Annotated in this window: 14 protein-coding genes; 7 read left to right on the plus strand and 7 right to left on the minus strand. The window is 66.0% G+C overall.

Annotated elements, in window-relative coordinates; genetic code table 11:
• Positions 1 to 2 precede the first annotated feature (2 nt).
• Positions 3 to 791, minus strand: a complete 789-nt coding sequence (locus G6N13_RS03205; RefSeq protein ID WP_163694777.1) for a type III PLP-dependent enzyme domain-containing protein — start codon at positions 789 to 791, stop codon at positions 3 to 5.
• A gap of 145 nt (positions 792 to 936) precedes the next feature.
• A complete protein-coding gene (locus G6N13_RS03210) occupies positions 937 to 2,148 on the minus strand; it encodes a potassium-transporting ATPase subunit KdpA (RefSeq protein ID WP_163694778.1) in 1,212 nt (403 codons plus the stop codon).
• A 372-nt stretch (positions 2,149 to 2,520) separates the two neighbouring features.
• On the opposite strand from G6N13_RS03210, the gene G6N13_RS24795 reads away from it, so the two are divergent.
• The 6 genes from G6N13_RS24795 to G6N13_RS03245 all read left to right on the plus strand — a co-directional run bounded on the left by G6N13_RS24795 (position 2,521) and on the right by G6N13_RS03245 (position 10,657).
• Positions 2,521 to 2,610: a potassium-transporting ATPase subunit F gene (locus G6N13_RS24795; protein ID WP_163694779.1), complete on the plus strand. Its 90-nt coding sequence runs from the start codon at positions 2,521 to 2,523 to the stop codon at positions 2,608 to 2,610.
• On the plus strand, positions 2,610 to 4,280 hold the full coding sequence (gene kdpA / locus G6N13_RS03225) for a potassium-transporting ATPase subunit KdpA (protein WP_163694780.1): 1,671 nt from the start codon (positions 2,610 to 2,612) through the stop codon (positions 4,278 to 4,280). Before G6N13_RS24795 ends, kdpA begins: the two co-directional genes overlap by 1 nt.
• Positions 4,281 to 4,283: 3 nt before the next feature.
• Positions 4,284 to 6,437 (plus strand): potassium-transporting ATPase subunit KdpB, encoded by a 2,154-nt coding sequence (gene kdpB / locus G6N13_RS03230; RefSeq protein WP_163694781.1) that lies wholly within the window; start codon positions 4,284 to 4,286, stop codon positions 6,435 to 6,437.
• A 1-nt stretch (position 6,438) separates the two neighbouring features.
• Entirely contained in the window at positions 6,439 to 7,344 is a 906-nt protein-coding gene (locus G6N13_RS03235; RefSeq protein ID WP_163694782.1) for a potassium-transporting ATPase subunit C, read from the plus strand.
• 136 nt (positions 7,345 to 7,480) lie between these two features.
• On the plus strand, positions 7,481 to 9,970 hold the full coding sequence (locus G6N13_RS03240) for a DUF4118 domain-containing protein (protein WP_163701636.1): 2,490 nt from the start codon (positions 7,481 to 7,483) through the stop codon (positions 9,968 to 9,970).
• Positions 9,971 to 9,979: 9 nt separating this feature from the next.
• On the plus strand, positions 9,980 to 10,657 hold the full coding sequence (locus G6N13_RS03245) for a response regulator (protein ID WP_170310473.1): 678 nt from the start codon (positions 9,980 to 9,982) through the stop codon (positions 10,655 to 10,657).
• A gap of 256 nt (positions 10,658 to 10,913) precedes the next feature.
• Here G6N13_RS03245 and G6N13_RS03250 read toward each other — a convergent pair whose 3' ends face one another.
• The 5 genes from G6N13_RS03250 to G6N13_RS03270 all read right to left on the minus strand — a co-directional run bounded on the left by G6N13_RS03250 (position 10,914) and on the right by G6N13_RS03270 (position 15,141).
• Positions 10,914 to 11,795, minus strand: a complete 882-nt coding sequence (locus G6N13_RS03250; protein ID WP_163701639.1) for a Ppx/GppA phosphatase family protein — start codon at positions 11,793 to 11,795, stop codon at positions 10,914 to 10,916.
• 62 nt (positions 11,796 to 11,857) lie between these two features.
• Positions 11,858 to 12,355, minus strand: coding sequence for a DUF501 domain-containing protein (locus G6N13_RS03255; RefSeq protein ID WP_163694784.1), 498 nt, complete (start codon positions 12,353 to 12,355; stop codon positions 11,858 to 11,860).
• Positions 12,348 to 13,007, minus strand: a complete 660-nt coding sequence (locus tag G6N13_RS03260) for a septum formation initiator family protein (protein ID WP_163694785.1) — start codon at positions 13,005 to 13,007, stop codon at positions 12,348 to 12,350. The genes G6N13_RS03255 and G6N13_RS03260 overlap by 8 nt, the downstream gene beginning before the upstream one ends.
• Before the next feature lie 13 nt (positions 13,008 to 13,020).
• Entirely contained in the window at positions 13,021 to 14,307 is a 1,287-nt protein-coding gene (gene eno, locus G6N13_RS03265) for a phosphopyruvate hydratase (RefSeq protein ID WP_163694786.1), read from the minus strand.
• Between the two features lie 102 nt (positions 14,308 to 14,409).
• Positions 14,410 to 15,141, minus strand: coding sequence for a lytic transglycosylase domain-containing protein (locus G6N13_RS03270; RefSeq protein ID WP_163694787.1), 732 nt, complete (start codon positions 15,139 to 15,141; stop codon positions 14,410 to 14,412).
• 178 nt (positions 15,142 to 15,319) lie between these two features.
• On the opposite strand from G6N13_RS03270, the gene efeU reads away from it, so the two are divergent.
• Positions 15,320 to 16,288 carry an iron uptake transporter permease EfeU gene (gene efeU, locus G6N13_RS03275; RefSeq protein ID WP_163694788.1) on the plus strand — a complete coding sequence of 323 codons (969 nt, stop codon included), beginning with the start codon at positions 15,320 to 15,322 and terminating at the stop codon, positions 16,286 to 16,288.
• The last annotated feature ends 51 nt before the right edge of the window (positions 16,289 to 16,339 follow it).

Consider the following 16,339-nt stretch of genomic DNA (forward strand, 5'->3'; position numbering starts at 1 on the left):
ACTCAGAAGGGGACCGATGGGTCGGGACCGCCGGCCGACATCACGATCACCGGCCGCGGGAACCGCAATGTGGCGCATGCGTCGTCGACCGCACGGTCAATCTCCTCGGCAAGATCGCGTCGGACGGCGGAACTGTCAGAATCGGTCAGGGCTTTTCCGCCACCGAGGATGAGCCGGGTCAGCACGACACCGTGACGACGGCGGATGTGGTCCATCTGCGCGATCATGTTGCCGATCGCGGCCGGATAACTGATGAAGTCCTCGACAGCCGTGCCGACGTCGCAGTGCAGCCCGATCAGGGCTGCAGAACGCCGGGCCATTACCGCGTCCACGGCGCCATCGGCCTCTTTGGAGTCGAAAATGAACTGCTGCCGGTCGCCGGTCGCAGCATCGGCCATGCGCAACAACACATTCTGTGTGCGTCCTGCTTTCTCTGCCCCTAGTGACGCGATGTGTTCTGAACAGCTGAGCACAACCCGAGCCGCCCCGGTGGCACCCACCCGGCGAATGTCCTGCCTGTCGAACTGCTCGACGTGAACCGTCATCAGGACCGGATGGATACCGGCCGCTATCGCTGAATACAACTCGGGCAGAGTGCGTACGTCGATTGCGAAACGTTGATCGCGCAGCCACCGGGCCACGCCAGCGTCGTGCAGGACGGTCGCCGGGAACGACACCTCAGCGGGCGCGCACGAATCCCGATAGCTGATCAGCCGGCGTATCTCCGCCTGATCAACCTGTGGCAGTTGACGTCCCCGAACGATTGACCGAAAGCTAGTCGACAATGTCACCGAAACCTCTTCACCGAAACGCCCCGGCCTCCTGCCACGGGCGACCCATTCCACAATCGCGCGCCGACAGCACGAGATAGCGAATCCTTGCGATCTCGTGACGTTGCCCGCCCAAACCTTGGCGAGGCTCTGATCGTGCTGTGGGCTACCTGAGTCCGTCGGCCGGCGGACCGAGCGCCAACGCCGGCAGGTACTCCAGCCCGACGACAAGCAGCGTGGCACCAACTATCAGAACGATGAACGTGGGCGAATGAGTTCTCAGCGTTCCCGCGGTGATGACGCCAGGCTTCTGAGCCGCAAAAGTGCCCGCAATCGCCAACACGGCGATGATCGGAATGAACCTCCCGATCACCATTGCGAACGCGAGCGCGGTGTTGTACCAGGTGGTGTTGGCGCTGATTTCCGCGAATGCGCTGCCGTTGTTGGCCGCCGAGCTGGTGAACGCGGACAGCACCTCCGACAAACCGTGCGACACCGCGGTCGCCACGACGATCGCTACCGTTGCGACCACGAAAAGCACCGCGGCTGCCGTGAACAGCGCCCAACCCTGCTCGCGGTCACCGACCATGGCACCGAAGGTCCGCAAAAATCCAACCGGAATCACCAGCATCGCAACGATTTCCACCGCGTTCGTCAACGGCGTCGGGTTCTCGAACGGGTGCGCACTATTGACGTTGAAGGCTCCACCGCCGTCGCCGGACATCAGCTTGATCGACTCCCAGGTGGCCACCGGCCCGCCGAGAATCGTCTGGTTGCCGCCAGCCAGAGTCGAAACCTCTTGCCCGCCATGGAAATTGTTCACCACACCCAACGCCAGTAATACCAGCGTGACGATGATGGACGGTGGAAGCAGGATTCGGACGATCGAGCGCACCAAGTCGGTCCAGAAGTTGCCGAGCTGCTCGTTCTGGTACTGCGCGAGGCCTCGAACCAACGCAACGCCAACACACATGCCAACCGCGCAACTGGCGAAGGCCTGCACCCCCAGCCCGGCGACGAGGCCGACATGCCCCAGCGTGGCTTCGCCGGCGTAGCTCTGCCAACTGGTGTTGGTGACGAACGAGATCGCGGTGTTGAAGGCCAGGGCTGGATTCATCCCGGCGTGGCCCCACGGCTCGGGCAGCTTCGTCTGGATCAGCAGCAATCCGTAGAGGAACAGCACGCTGACCACGGAGAAGGCCAGCAGCGAGTACCCGTACTTCGTCCACCGTTGTTGGCCATCGGGCTCTGAGCCGATCAGACGGTAGATCACCTGCTCGATCCGCCAGTGCTTGGCATCGGAGTAGACCCGCGCCATGTAGTCGCCAAGCGGAACATGCAACAGGACAACCAGCACGACAACGACGACGAACTGCATTAACGCCGGTGTCCCCCACTGCGTTATACCGCTGATAACGGCAGCCTCCTTCGTCGTTGAGTGCTGGGTCGACCCCAAACTAGGAAGGCGATCCGGCCGCAGCGCAGACGGTTACGCGATCCATACGAAGTCCGTTAAGGCGCCGCGCTGCGGCGTAAAGAAACCGTCAACGCCGGCAGCGCCGGTGGTTGCGCGATCTAGCGTTCGTGGTGGTCCTCCACGTCGAGGCTCAAGCATTGGTGGGCGGGCCGAAGCGACGAGGACTCATCGATTTGGTCGTGAACGGAGAGACATGGGTGTCGTCATTTACATCGTGCTGACAGTGGCGATCTTCGCCCTGCTCGGCCTCGTGCAGAAGCTGGTCGAGCGACTGTGAGCTACGAGAACATCGTCGGGCTGATCCTGTCGGTGCTGGTGGCGCTGTTCCTTGCCGCCGCACTGCTGTTTCCGGAGAGGTTCTAGTGACTACGACATCGGCGGGGATCGTGTTTCTCGTCCTCTTGATCGTTGCGCTCGCGGCCGTGCACATGCCGCTGGGCGACTACATGTACCGGGTCTACAACTCGGACAAAAACAACCGCGCGGAACGGTTCATCTATCGGCTGATCGGCGCCGACCCCAAGTCGGAGCAGACCTGGGGCGCCTACGCGCGCAGCGTGCTGGCCTTCTCCGCGATCAGCATCCTGGTTCTGTTCATCTTCCAGCTGGTTCAGGGCAAGCTGCCGCTGCACCTCAACGATCCGGCAACCCCGATGACTCCGGCGCTGGCCTGGAACACCGCGGTCAGCTTCGTGACCAACACCAACTGGCAGGCCTACTCTGGCGAATCGACTCAAGGCCACCTGGTCCAGATGGCCGGGTTGTCGGTGCAGAACTTCACCTCGGCCGCGGTCGGCATGGCTGTCGCCGTCGCCTTGGTGCGCGGCTTCGCCCGCCGCAACGCGACCGAGCTCGGCAATTTCTGGGTCGATCTGGTGCGTGGCACGCTGCGCATCCTGCTGCCGATCTCGGTGCTGGCGGCGATCGTTCTGCTTGCCGGCGGGGTGATCCAGAACTTCCATCTGCACGACCAGATCGTCAACACCCTGGCCGGCGCGCAGCAGACCATCACCGGCGGTCCGGTTGCCAGCCAGGAGGCGATCAAGGAACTCGGCACCAACGGCGGCGGCTTCTACAACGCCAACTCGGCGCACCCGTTCGAGAACCCCACCACGTGGACCAACTGGGTGGAGATCTTCCTGCTGCTGGTGATCAGCTTCTCGCTGCCGCGCACCTTCGGGCGCATGGTCGACAGCAAGAAGCAGGGCTACGCGATCGCGGCCGTGATGAGCGTGCTGGCACTGATCAGCGTGACGCTGATGCTGAAGTTCCAGCTGCAGGCGCACGGCACCGTGCCCACCGCCGTCGGATCGGCCATGGAGGGCGTCGAACAACGCTTCGGCGTTGCCGACTCGGCGATCTTCGCCGACGCCACCACCTTGACGTCGACCGGCGCGGTGGACTCGTCCCACGACTCCTACACCAGCCTCGGCGGCATGATGACGATGTTCAACATGCAGCTCGGTGAGGTGGCACCCGGCGGCACCGGGTCGGGCCTCTACGGCATGCTGATCCTCGCGGTGATCACGGTGTTCGTCGCCGGCCTGATGGTCGGCCGCACCCCGGAGTACCTGGGTAAGAAGATCACCCCGCGCGAAATCAAGCTGGCCGCAAGCTATTTCCTAGTGACCCCGTTGATCGTGCTGACCGGAACCGCTATCGCGATGGCGATGCCCGGACAACGCGCGGGCATGCTCAACGGCGGGCCGCACGGGCTGTCCGAGGTGCTCTACGCATTCACCTCGGCGGCCAACAACAACGGCTCGGCGTTCGCCGGCATCACCGTGAACACCGACTGGTACAACACCGCATTAGGCCTGGCGATGGTGTTCGGCCGGTTCCTGCCAATCGTGCTGGTACTCGCCCTGGCCGGTGCGCTGGCCAAACAAGGCCACACGCCGGAGTCGATCGGCACCCTGCCCACCCACCGCCCCCAGTTCGTCGGCATGGTCGCCGGCGTGACCCTCATCCTGGTGGCCCTCACCTTCCTGCCCATGCTCGCGCTCGGGCCACTCGCCGAAGGAATTCACTAACCCATGGCAGCTACAACGCTCGACTCCGCTGCAGAGTCGACACACCAACCCGACAGCGGTAAGAAGAAGCAGGTCCAGGGTGGTCTGCTCGACCCCAAGATGCTGTGGAAGGCCCTACCGGATGCACTGGTCAAGCTCGACCCGCGCACCCTCTGGCGCAACCCGGTCATGTTCATCGTCGAGATCGGCGCCGGGTGGAGCACCATCCTGGCGATCATCAGCCCGAGCTGGTTCGCCTGGCTAACGGTCTTCTGGCTGTGGTTGACGGTAGTGTTCGCCAACCTCGCCGAGGCCGTGGCCGAAGGCCGAGGTAAGGCGCAGGCCGAATCGCTGCGAAAGACCAAGGCCGACACCATGGCTCGCCGGCTCGTTGGTTGGGAGCCCGGCAAGCCAGGTCGCGAGGAAGAAGTCGCGGCGCCACTGCTGAGTCAGGGCGACTTCGTGGTCGTCGAGGCCGGCCAGGTCATCCCCGGCGACGGTGACGTGCTGGAAGGCATTGCGTCGGTAGACGAGTCGGCCATCACCGGCGAATCAGCTCCGGTGATCCGGGAGTCCGGCGGCGATCGCTCGGCGGTGACCGGTGGCACCACGGTGCTGTCGGACCGCATCGTCGTGAAGATCACCCAGAAGCCCGGTGAGAGTTTCATCGACCGGATGATCGCCCTCGTCGAGGGCGCCAACCGGCAGAAGACTCCGAACGAGATCGCGCTGAACATCCTGCTGGCCGCGCTGACGATCATCTTCATCTTCGCCGTCGCGACCCTGCAGCCGCTGGCCATCTTCTCGAAGACCAACAACCCCGGGGTACCGGACACGTTGGCGCTCGCCGGCGACGGCATCACCGGCATCGTGATGGTCTCGCTGCTGGTGTGTCTGATCCCGACGACCATCGGCGCACTGCTGTCCGCGATCGGCATCGCCGGAATGGACCGGTTGGTGCAGCGCAACGTCTTGGCCATGTCGGGCCGCGCGGTCGAGGCCGCCGGTGACGTCAACACGCTGCTGCTGGACAAGACCGGCACCATCACCCTGGGCAACCGACAGGCGTCGGACTTCGTCCCGCTGACGGGGGTCACCCCCGAGCAGCTCGCCGATGCCGCGCAGCTGTCCAGCCTGGCCGACGAAACCCCCGAGGGCCGCTCGATCGTGGTGTTCGCCAAGTCCAACTTCGGCCTGCGCGCCCGCACCCCGGGTGAGCTGGTCAATGCGCACTGGGTGGAGTTCTCCGCCGCCACCAGGATGTCCGGTGTCGACATGGAGAACGGTCACCTGCTGCGCAAGGGCGCGGCCAGTACGGTCGCGGAATGGGTACGGACGGCGGGCGGTACCGTGCCGACACAACTCGGCGATATCGTCGACGGGATCTCCGCAGGGGGCGGCACACCATTGGTGGTCGGCCAGCAGGTCGACGGCAAAGCCGAAGTTCTTGGCGTCATTCACCTCAAGGACGTCGTCAAGCAGGGCATGCGCGAACGCTTCGACGAGATGCGCAAGATGGGCATCCGCACGGTGATGATCACCGGTGACAACCCGTTGACCGCCAAGGCAATTGCCGACGAAGCCGGTGTCGACGACTTCCTCGCCGAGGCCACGCCCGAGGACAAGCTCGCGCTGATCAAGCAGGAGCAGGCGGGCGGCAAGCTGGTCGCGATGACCGGTGACGGCACCAACGACGCACCCGCGCTGGCGCAGGCCGACGTGGGTGTGGCGATGAACACCGGCACCTCGGCGGCCAAAGAGGCCGGCAACATGGTCGACTTGGACTCCGACCCGACCAAGCTCATCGAGATCGTCGAGATCGGCAAGCAGTTGTTGATCACCCGCGGTGCGCTGACCACGTTCTCGATCGCCAACGACATCGCCAAGTACTTCGCCATCATTCCGGCGATGTTCGTGGCGCTGTTCCCCGGCCTCGATCTGCTGAACATCATGCGGCTGCACAGCCCGCAGTCGGCGATCCTGTCCGCGGTCATCTTCAACGCGCTCGTCATCATCGCGCTGATTCCGTTGTCGCTCAGAGGTGTTCGCTACACCCCGAGCAGCGCTTCGAAGCTGCTGAGCCGCAACCTCTACATATACGGCCTAGGCGGGATCATCGCCCCGTTCATCGGGATCAAGGTGATTGACCTCGTCATCCAATTCTTGCCAGGGATGTGACATGAACTTCTCCAGTCTCGTTCGTCAACACTGGGCAGCGCTGCGGGCGCTGCTGGTGCTCACCGTCATCGTCGGGATCGGCTATCCGCTATTCATCTGGCTGGTAGCTCAGATTCCGGGGCTCAAGGACAAGGCCGACGGCTCGATCATCGAGGTGAACGGAAAGCCGTTGGGCTCCAGCTTGATCGGGCAACTGTTCACCGACGACAAGGGCAACGCACTACCGCAGTACTTCCAGAGCCGGCCCTCGGCCGCGGGCGCCGGATACAACCCGCTGGCCACCAGCGCGTCGAACCTGGGTCCGGAAAGCATCGTCGACACCCCGGGCGATCCGTCGCTGCCGGCCGACGGGAATGGCTACAAGGCCAGCCTGCTAAGCCTGGTGTGCTCGCGTAGCAAGGCGGTGGGCGACCTCGAGGGCATCGACGGTAAGCGTCCGTTCTGCACCGGCGGCGGCGTGGGCGCGGTGTTGTCGGTCATCGGTCCGCGCGATGCTCGCGGCAATGTCGTGAACCCCACCCAGGTGGTCAGCGTCAACGAACCGTGTGACACGACCAAGCAGCCGTTCCTGGACACCTACGAAGGCATCCGGGTGCAATGCGCCACGTTCGGCGAGGACTACTCAGCCGGACAGGTCGTTCCGATCAAGGGTGCCGCGTCCGACCCTGCGGTGCCCGCCGATGCGGTCACGGCCAGCGCTAGCGGCCTGGATCCGAACATCTCCCCCGCCTACGCAGACCTGCAGATCGCGCGGGTGGCCAAGGCCCGGGGTGTCAGCGCCGATCAGATCCGGCCGCTTCTCGCCGACCACACCGACGGCCGCACCCTCGGCGTCCTCGGCGAGCCGCGGGTCAATGTCGTCGAGCTCAATATTGCGCTGGACGAGAAGTTTCCGGTGAAGAGCTGATTCGACCGTGGATGATAAGCGGGTGGACACCGTTCAACCGCCACGCGTGACGTCAGGCGGCGAACCGCCGCCTGACGTCTCATCCGAGGACGATGCGCAGCCCGCGCCCACCGGCCCCAAGCCGCGTCGGGGCGAGCTGCGCATCTACCTTGGCGCCGCCCCAGGCGTCGGAAAGACGTTCGCGATGCTCGGCGAGGCCCACCGGCGGCTCGAGCGGGGTACAGACCTGGTGGCCGCCGTGGTCGAGACGCACGGTCGGACGAAGACAGCAGGACTGCTCACCGGGATCCAGACCATCCCGCCCCACTACATCGACTACCGCGGCAGTCGCTTCCCCGAGCTCGACGTCCCCGCCGTGCTGGCCCGCAAGCCGCAGGTGGTCCTGGTCGACGAACTTGCGCACACCAACACCCCTGGCAGCAAGAACCCGAAGCGGTGGATGGATGTCGAAGAGCTGCTCGACGCTGGCATCACGGTGCTCTCGACCGTCAACGTCCAGCACCTGGAAAGCCTCAACGACGTCGTCGCGCAGATCACCGGGATCGAACAACAAGAGACCGTGCCCGACGAGATCGTCCGCAGCGCCTCGCAGATCGAGCTGGTCGATATCACTCCGGAGGCATTGCGGCGCAGGCTTTCTCACGGCAACGTCTACGCGCCCGAGAAGGTAGACGCCGCGCTGTCGAACTACTTCCGTCGCGGGAACCTGACCGCACTGCGGGAGCTGGCGCTGCTGTGGCTGGCCGACCAGGTCGATGCCGCGCTGTCGAAGTACCGTGCCGACAACAAGATCACCGCCACCTGGGAGGCCCGCGAACGTGTCGTCGTCGCCGTCACCGGCGGCGCCGAGTCGGAGACGCTGGTGCGACGCGCCTCCCGGATCGCCTCGAAATCCAGCGCCGAGCTGATGATTGTGCACGTGGTGCGGGGCGACGGGCTGTCCGGGGTGTCGGCGCCGCAGATGGGCAAGGTCCGCGAACTCGCCGCCAGCCTCGGCGCCACGGTGCATACCGTCGTCGGCGACGACGTCGGAAAATCGTTGCTGGACTTCGCCCGTGAGATGAACGCGACGCAGCTGGTGATCGGAACGTCGCGCCGGTCCCGGTGGGCCCGCGTCTTCGACGAGGGCATCGGGGCCGCGATCGTCCAGCACTCCGGCAAGATCGACGTGCACATGGTGACCCATGAGGAGGCCAAGCGGGGGCTCACGCTGCGGGCGGTCTCGCCGCGAGAACGCCGGGTGATCTCCTGGTTGGCCGCCGTCATCGTGCCCTCGGTCATCTGCGCGCTGACCGCGCTGTTCCTGGACAGATATCTCACCATCGGCGGCGAGAGCGCCCTGTTCGTGGTGGGCGTTCTGGTCGTCGCGCTGCTCGGCGGCGTGGCGCCGGCGGTCCTGTCGGCGATGCTGTCGGGTCTGCTGCTCAACTATTTCCTGACCGAACCGCGTTACACGTTCACCATCGCCGAACCCGACGCCGCCATCACCGAGCTCGTGCTGCTGATGCTGGCGGTCGCGGTCGCGGTACTGGTCGACCGGGCGGCCAGCCGGCAACGCGAAGCCAGGCACGCCTCCCAGGAAGCCGAGCTGCTGACCCTGTTCGCCGGCTCGGTGCTGCGCGGCGCGGACTTGGAGACGCTGCTGGAGCGGGTTCGGGAGACCTATTCGCAGCGTACGGTCAGCGTGCTGCGCGTGCGCGGGCACGACGAGACGATCGTCGCGTGTGTCGGCGAAGATCCCTGTGCGACAGTGGATTCCGCCGACACCGCCATCGAGGTCGGTGACGACGAGTTCTGGATGCTGATGTCGGGGCGCAGCCTGCCCGCGCGCGACCGGCGGGTGCTGACCGCCGTCGCCAAACAGGCCGCCGGACTGGTGCGGCAGCGGGAACTGGCCGCGGAGGCCAGCAAGGCCGAGGCCATCGAGAAGGCCGACGAACTGCGCCGTTCGCTGCTGTCGGCGGTCAGTCATGACCTGCGCACACCGCTGGCCGGAGCCAAGGCGGCAGTGTCGAGCCTGCGGTCCGAGGACATCGGGTTCTCCGAGGAAGACACCGCCGAGCTGCTGGCCACTGTCGAGGAGTCCGTCGACCAGCTGAGCGCTCTGGTGGACAACCTGCTGGATTCGTCGCGGCTCGCGGCCGGGGTGGTGCGTCCCGAACTGAAACGGGTGTATCTCGAGGAGGTGGTTCAGCGCGCACTACTGAGCATCAATCGGGGCACCGGGTTCGGCGCCAAGGGACTCGATCGGGTGAAGGTCGACGTCGGGGATGCGGTGGCGCTGGCCGATGCCGGCCTGCTGGAACGGGTGCTGGCCAACCTGATCGACAACGCGCTTCGCTACGCCCCGGAATCCATCGTTCGGGTCAACGCCGGCCGGATCGGCGAGCGGATACTGATCAACGTCATCGATGAAGGCCCGGGCGTGCCCCGCGGCACCGAGGAGCAGTTGTTCGAACCGTTCCAGCGTCTCGGCGACCGGAATAACAAATATGGTGTCGGACTGGGCCTCTCGGTGGCCAGCGGCTTCGTCGAGGCGATGGGCGGGACGATCTCGGCCACCGACACCCCTGGCGGTGGACTGACGGTGATCGTCGACCTCGCCGCGCCGCCGGGAGGCCGGTGAGTGAGCAAGATCAAGGTGCTGGTGATCGACGACGAGCCGCAGATCCTACGGGCGTTGCGGATCAATCTGAGCGTGCGCGGCTACGAGGTGATCACCGCCGCCACCGGCGCCGGGGCGCTGAAGGTCGCCGCCGAGCACCGGCCCGACGTGGTCGTGTTGGACCTCGGGCTGCCCGATATGGACGGTATCGAGGTGCTCGGCGGGCTGCGCGGCTGGCTGAACGCACCGGTGATCGTGTTGTCGGCCCGCACCGACTCAGCCGAGAAGGTCGACGCGCTGGACGCGGGTGCCGACGACTACGTGACCAAGCCCTTCGGCATGGACGAGTTCCTGGCCCGGCTGCGCGCGGCGGTGCGACGCGCCGCGGCGGCATCGGAAATCGACGAGCCGGTGGTCGAAACCGCTTCTTTCACAGTCGATCTGGCCGCCAAGAAGGTCCTCAAGGGCGGCGTCGAAGTACACCTGACCCCCACCGAGTGGGGCATGCTGGAGATGCTGGTGCGTAATCGCGGCAAGCTGGTGGGCCGTGAGGAGTTGCTCAAAGAGGTGTGGGGCCCGGCCTACGCCAAGGAAACCCACTATCTGCGGGTGTATCTGGCGCAGCTGCGCCGCAAGCTCGAGGACGACCCGTCACATCCGCGCCATCTGTTGACCGAAGCGGGCATGGGCTACCGCTTCGAGCAGTGATGGAAAACCGCTGACGCACGCCTGGTCCGCGATCTATCGTGAGCATCATCCGGGCGAAGGAGATGATCTGTCCCATGAACCGTCAGGTTAAGAATGCCGGGGTCGAGCCCAAACACACCGGTGATTGCAGTTGTCGCTGTAACGCCTGCGACGGCGGCCACCACTGTCACAACATCGGCAGCGGTTGTAAGGTCAAGCTCTAGTCGAGAGGCGTCTCTGACGGCGAGCCGCTGATCACTCCAGCGAGTGACGCGCGTCAGGCGATTGACAGCGCGATCCCGTCGAGGATGTCGTGCTCGCTGACGACGAGTTCGTCGATGCCGGCCTGCTGGCCCAGCGCACGGGCCAGCTCTTGGACCACGATCGAACCCCCGCCGATGACGTCGACACGCCCCTCGTGCATGGGTCCGAGCGCGGCACGTTGTTTGCGGGTCATCCCGATCAGCTGATCGCATACGGCCAGCAGGTCGGCGAACCCGACCCGGGATAGATGAATCGCATCGGCATCGTAGGTGGTCATGTGTTGGGCCAGCGCCGCGAGCGTGGTGAAGGTGCCTGCCACACCGACCCAGGTCTTGGCCTGACCGACCGGGACCACGCGCAGCGCCTCGCCGAGACGCTGCGCCACCACCTCACGAGCCGCGGCCACCTCGGCAGCCGTCGGCGGGTCGGAATGCAGGCAACGCTCGGTGAGCCGCACGCAACCGATATCGGCGGAGAAGCTGGCCTGCACTCCGCTGCCGTCGCCGATCACCACCTCTGTCGAGCCGCCACCCAGATCGACCACCACGAATGGCGCTGCGGCACTGTTGAGTTCACCGACCGCACCGTTGAAGGACAGCTCGGCCTCCTCCTGGCCGCTGATCACCTCGGCGATCGCGCCGGGGACCGCGGGATCCAGCACCTCGGCGGTCATCGCGAAGAACACGTCACGGTTGACGGCGTCGCGGGTCGCCGATGTCGCGACCATGCGCACCTTGGGCACATCGAAACGCTTCAGCAGCGCGGCATAGTCGCTCAGCGCGGCTTGGGTGCGAGCCAGCGCATCGGGCGCGAATTGCCCTGTGGCATCAACACCTTGACCCAACCGCACGATGCGCATCTCCCGGTGGAGATCGTGCAGCCGCCCGGACGCCATATCGGCGATCAGCAGCCGGATCGAGTTGGTGCCACAGTCGATAGCCGCAACCCGGTTGGTGTCTACGTTGATGTCCACTCCTCGTTGTCCAGGATTCCCGCCATCCCCGGCTCGGCGGCAAGGACCGCCAGCGCCTCATCGCCGAACGGGTTGACGCTGCGGCCTTTTGCCAGCGAGTGCGCGATCAGCACATGCAGGCACTTGATCCGGTCCGGCATGCCCCCGCCGGTGAACGTCGTACCCAGCGACTCGATCGCGTCCCGCTCGGCCAGGTAGGACTCGTGCGCGCGGCGGTAGGCCGCGGCCAGGTCCGGATCCTGTTGCAGCCGTTCGCTCATCTGCCGCATCAGCCCGTCGGACTCCAGCCGGCTCGCCGCGGCCGTCAACACCGGATGGGTCAGGTAGAACAGGGTGGGGAACGGCGTGCCGTCGGGCAGCCGGGGCGCGGTCTTGACCACGGCCGGTTCACCATTGGGGCAGCGATATGCGATCTCCAGTACGCCGCGCGGCTCGCGCCCCAACTGCCGCGCCACCGCGTCGAGATCGGCGGGATCAACCACCGGGCGCCGGTGGAGGTGCACCAGGATCTGGTGGTGGCGCGGGCCGGGCGGGATCCACGGCAACAGGCATCGGCGGGCCGTGCGGCGTATCAGCGATGGTGTGCCACAACGACGTGTACCACGGATCGGTGTTGCGCACCGGTACAGACTGCGGGCTGGTGTCAGGGGCGGTGGCCGCCCCTTGCGGCAGTTGCACCTGATAGGGAATATCACCGGGCATCACGAAACCGAGCCGTTCGCGAGCCTGCGCGGCGATGTACACCGGATCCCCCAGTTTGGTCTTCTGCGACTCGAGGTCGGCGATCTGCTGACGCAGCGCCGCCTCCGACGCGGCCAGTTGCTTCATCTCGGTGCGCTGGGCGAAATAGGTGCGCACCGGTCCAGCGATGGTCAGCGTCAGCACACAGACCAGCGCCGCCAGGATCGCCGCGCGGCGCGCGGTGAAACCCAGCCGCTGTTCACTCTGTTGTGCCACCGAGGCCGCAATCGCCCGGCGGATCGGCTCGGTGACGCTTACCGGCTCTGTGGCCGCGCGCGTCTCAGCGGCCCGAGGTTTGGCCGTAGGCGAAGTGCGCGGACGGATCCGACCCGACGCACCCGGCCGGGAGGCCGGGGAACGTCGCTTCGGGTCGGGCCGCTTACTCTCCGCCACAGTGACTTGGAGCCTATTCGCCGACCACGAACCGAGGGAAGGCCAAGTCGCCGGCGTAACGCGCGGCGTCGCCGAGCGCCTCTTCGATGCGCAGCAGCTGGTTGTACTTGGCCACCCGCTCGCTGCGGGCCGGCGCGCCGGTCTTGATCTGACCGCTGCCGACCGCCACCGCCAGATCGGCGATCGTGGTGTCCTCGGTCTCGCCGCTGCGGTGGCTCATCATCGTGCGGTACCCGCTGTTATGGGCCAGGACGACGGCGTCGAGCGTCTCGGTCAGCGTGCCAATCTGGTTGACCTTCACCAGAAGTGCGTTGGCCGCCCCGCGCTCGATACCTTCCTCGAGGCGTTCGGGGTTGGTGACGAACAGGTCGTCACCGACCAGCTGCACGCGGTCACCGATCGCGGTGGTCAGCTCGACCCAGCCGTCCCAGTCGTCCTCGGACAGCGGATCCTCGATCGACACCAGCGAGTAGGAATCCAGCAGCCCGGCGTAGAACTGCGCCATCTGCGCGGCGGTGCGGGTCTCCTTCTCGAAGGCGTAACCCGAACCCTGCGTGTAGAACTCGGTCGCCGCGACGTCAAGAGCCAGCGCGACATCGGAGCCCACCTTGAGGCCGGCACCCTCGATGGCGGTGCCGATCAAATCCAGTGCCGCCTTGGTGCCGGGCAGGTCAGGGGCGAAGCCGCCCTCGTCACCCAAACCGGTGGACAGGCCCTGCTTCTTGAGCACCGACTTCAGCGAGTGGTAAACCTCCGCACCCCAGCGCAGCGCCTCCTTGAAGCTCGGCGCACCGATCGGGGCGATCATGAACTCCTGGACGTCGACGCCGGTGTCGGCGTGGGCGCCACCGTTGATGATGTTCATCATCGGCACCGGCAGGATGTGGGCATTCGGGCCGCCCAGGTACCGGAAGAGAGGTAGCCCGGCCGAATCCGCGGCGGCCTTGGCGACTGCCAGCGAGACGCCGAGGATCGCGTTGGCGCCCAGCCGCGATTTGTCGGGGGTGCCGTCCAGGTCGAGCAGCGCCTGATCGATGAGCCGCTGATCGTCGGCGGAGAGCCCGATGACCGCCGGAGCGATCTCGTCGAGCACCGCCTCGACAGCTTTCTCCACACCCTTGCCGCCGTAGCGGGCGGCGCCGTCGCGCAATTCGACCGCCTCGTGCTCGCCGGTCGACGCGCCGGACGGGACGGCCGCGCGGGCGAAGGTGCCGTCAATCAGGGCCACCTCGACCTCGACGGTCGGGTTGCCGCGGGAGTCGAGAATCTCTCGGGCCGCGACCTGCTCGATGATGGGCACTTGGCTGTCTCCTTAGCGTCGTGGTGGACGCTCACAGCCTAGATGGTCCCGGGCGTGGAGGCGCTTAATGGATTCCGTCGCGGCAGCGCCGTCGAGCTGGTGTCAGAGCGCATGGCCTTGCGCATACGCCGTCGCCCAGTCCCGAACGGCGCGGGCGTACTGGTCAGAGTGGTTGTAGGCGTGCAGCGCATTCATCCAGCCGCGCGGGGATGCCAGATCCTTACCGCGGAAACACAGATACCCCGCTGCCGATAGCGCGGCGTCGTCGATGTTGTCCGGGCTGATTACCCCGTCGTTGTTGGCGTCGACGCCGTAGAGCCGCCAGGTCTCGGGGATGAACTGCATGGGACCCATCGCCCGCGCGTAGACCGGCACATCACTGTCGAGGGACTGCTCGCTGTCGATGATCTCGAGATTGCCGTTGGTGCCGTCGAGGTGCACCCCGCGGATCGGCGGGCTGACGTCGCCATTGGGTGCGATGACGGCACCGCGGTAGGTGCCGTGGTGGCTCTCGACCATTCCGATCCCGGCCAGCGTGGTCCAGGCCAGATGGCAGCCCGGGTTCTCCACCTCGGCCACCCGCGCGGCATAGGCGTAGGCCTCCAGCGCGATGATCGGAATGCCGAGTGCTGGTGCGCGTTGTGCTGCCCAGTCACGCAATTGGTCGGCTGGCCGGCCCTTGGCATGAGTGTCGACCGCAGGCACCGGATCACCCGGCGGGGGCGGCACACCGTCGGGAATCGGTGTGCCGAGCTGCCAGGAACAACTCGAAGCCAGCAGCATGGCGGCCGCCGCAACGACGGCGACGGCCCGCAGCCAACGCGTTGACGACACAGCACTCCTCGAACCCAATCAACCCTCTTATCGTCCCATGCATTCGGGGTCATTGGTCCCCACCGATGACGCCAACGAGGCGATGAACTCGAGGCCCCGCGTCTGTTAAGGTGAGGCCATCCTTGCTTTGGTAAGCCTTGCTTACCTGGGACTATCCAAGTTAGTTAGGACTCCCCGAATGACTGACGTGGCGGACATCGCGACCGGCATCCACACGACATTCAGCGCGGCCGCCCCCACTATCACCGCCCAGCTCTTCGGCAGCGGACTGATCGGCCTGCGGGAAGGCCTTGAGGCCGGGATCATCGTCATGGTCCTGATCGCCTTCCTGGTGAAATCGGATCGCCGGGACGCCCTCAAGTGGGTCTGGCTGGGCGTCGGCGCCGCGGTCCTGATGACGGTCGGCGTGTTCCTCACCGTCCAATACGGCACGTACACGGTGTCGGGACTGGGCGCCGAAGCCATCGCCGGCATCGCGTCGCTGGTGGCCGTCGTGATCGTCACCTCGATGGTGCTGTGGATGCGCAAGGCGTCGGCCACCATATCCGGTGAGCTGCGGGCCGGGATGTCGAAGGCACTCGAGACCGGCGCGTTCGCCGTCTTCGCGCTGGCGTTCCTGGCCGTGGGCCGCGAAGGTGTCGAGACCGCGCTGTTCATGGTCGGGTTCGCCGAGGCCGAGACGGCGTGGCCGCTGCTCGGCCTGCTGATCGGTGTGCTGGCCGCGGCCGCGATCGCCTGGGGCCTGTACGCCGGCGCGGTGCGGATCAACCTGGCCAAGTTCTTCTCCTACACCGGCGTCTTCCTGATCCTGGTCGCCGCGGGTGTCCTGTCGTACGGCATCGGCGCGCTGCAGACCGTGGGCTGGCTTCCCGGACTGGCCTCCAAGGCCTTTGACGTCAGCTCCGCATTCGACTGGTCGGCCTGGTACGGCGCGATCATCCAGGGCGTCTTCAACGTCACCCCGACCCCGACGGTGCTGCAGCTGATCTGTTGGCTGGCCTACATCGTCATCGTGCTGGCCCTCTTCCTGCGGCCCACCCGTCCCACGGCCAAGCAGCAGATGCCGGCCGAGGAAATCTCCACCGAGAACACCAATGCCTCCGAGGACTCGGAGGACTCCCCTCTCTCCGAAAGGTCTCCTCAGTGACGTTCACCCACGGCATCAAGACCGGTACTGCCGCTGCGGCGGCAATTCTGG

Origin of the sequence: Mycolicibacterium sarraceniae (genome assembly GCF_010731875.1) — a bacterium.
GTDB lineage: Bacteria > Actinomycetota > Actinomycetes > Mycobacteriales > Mycobacteriaceae > Mycobacterium > Mycobacterium sarraceniae.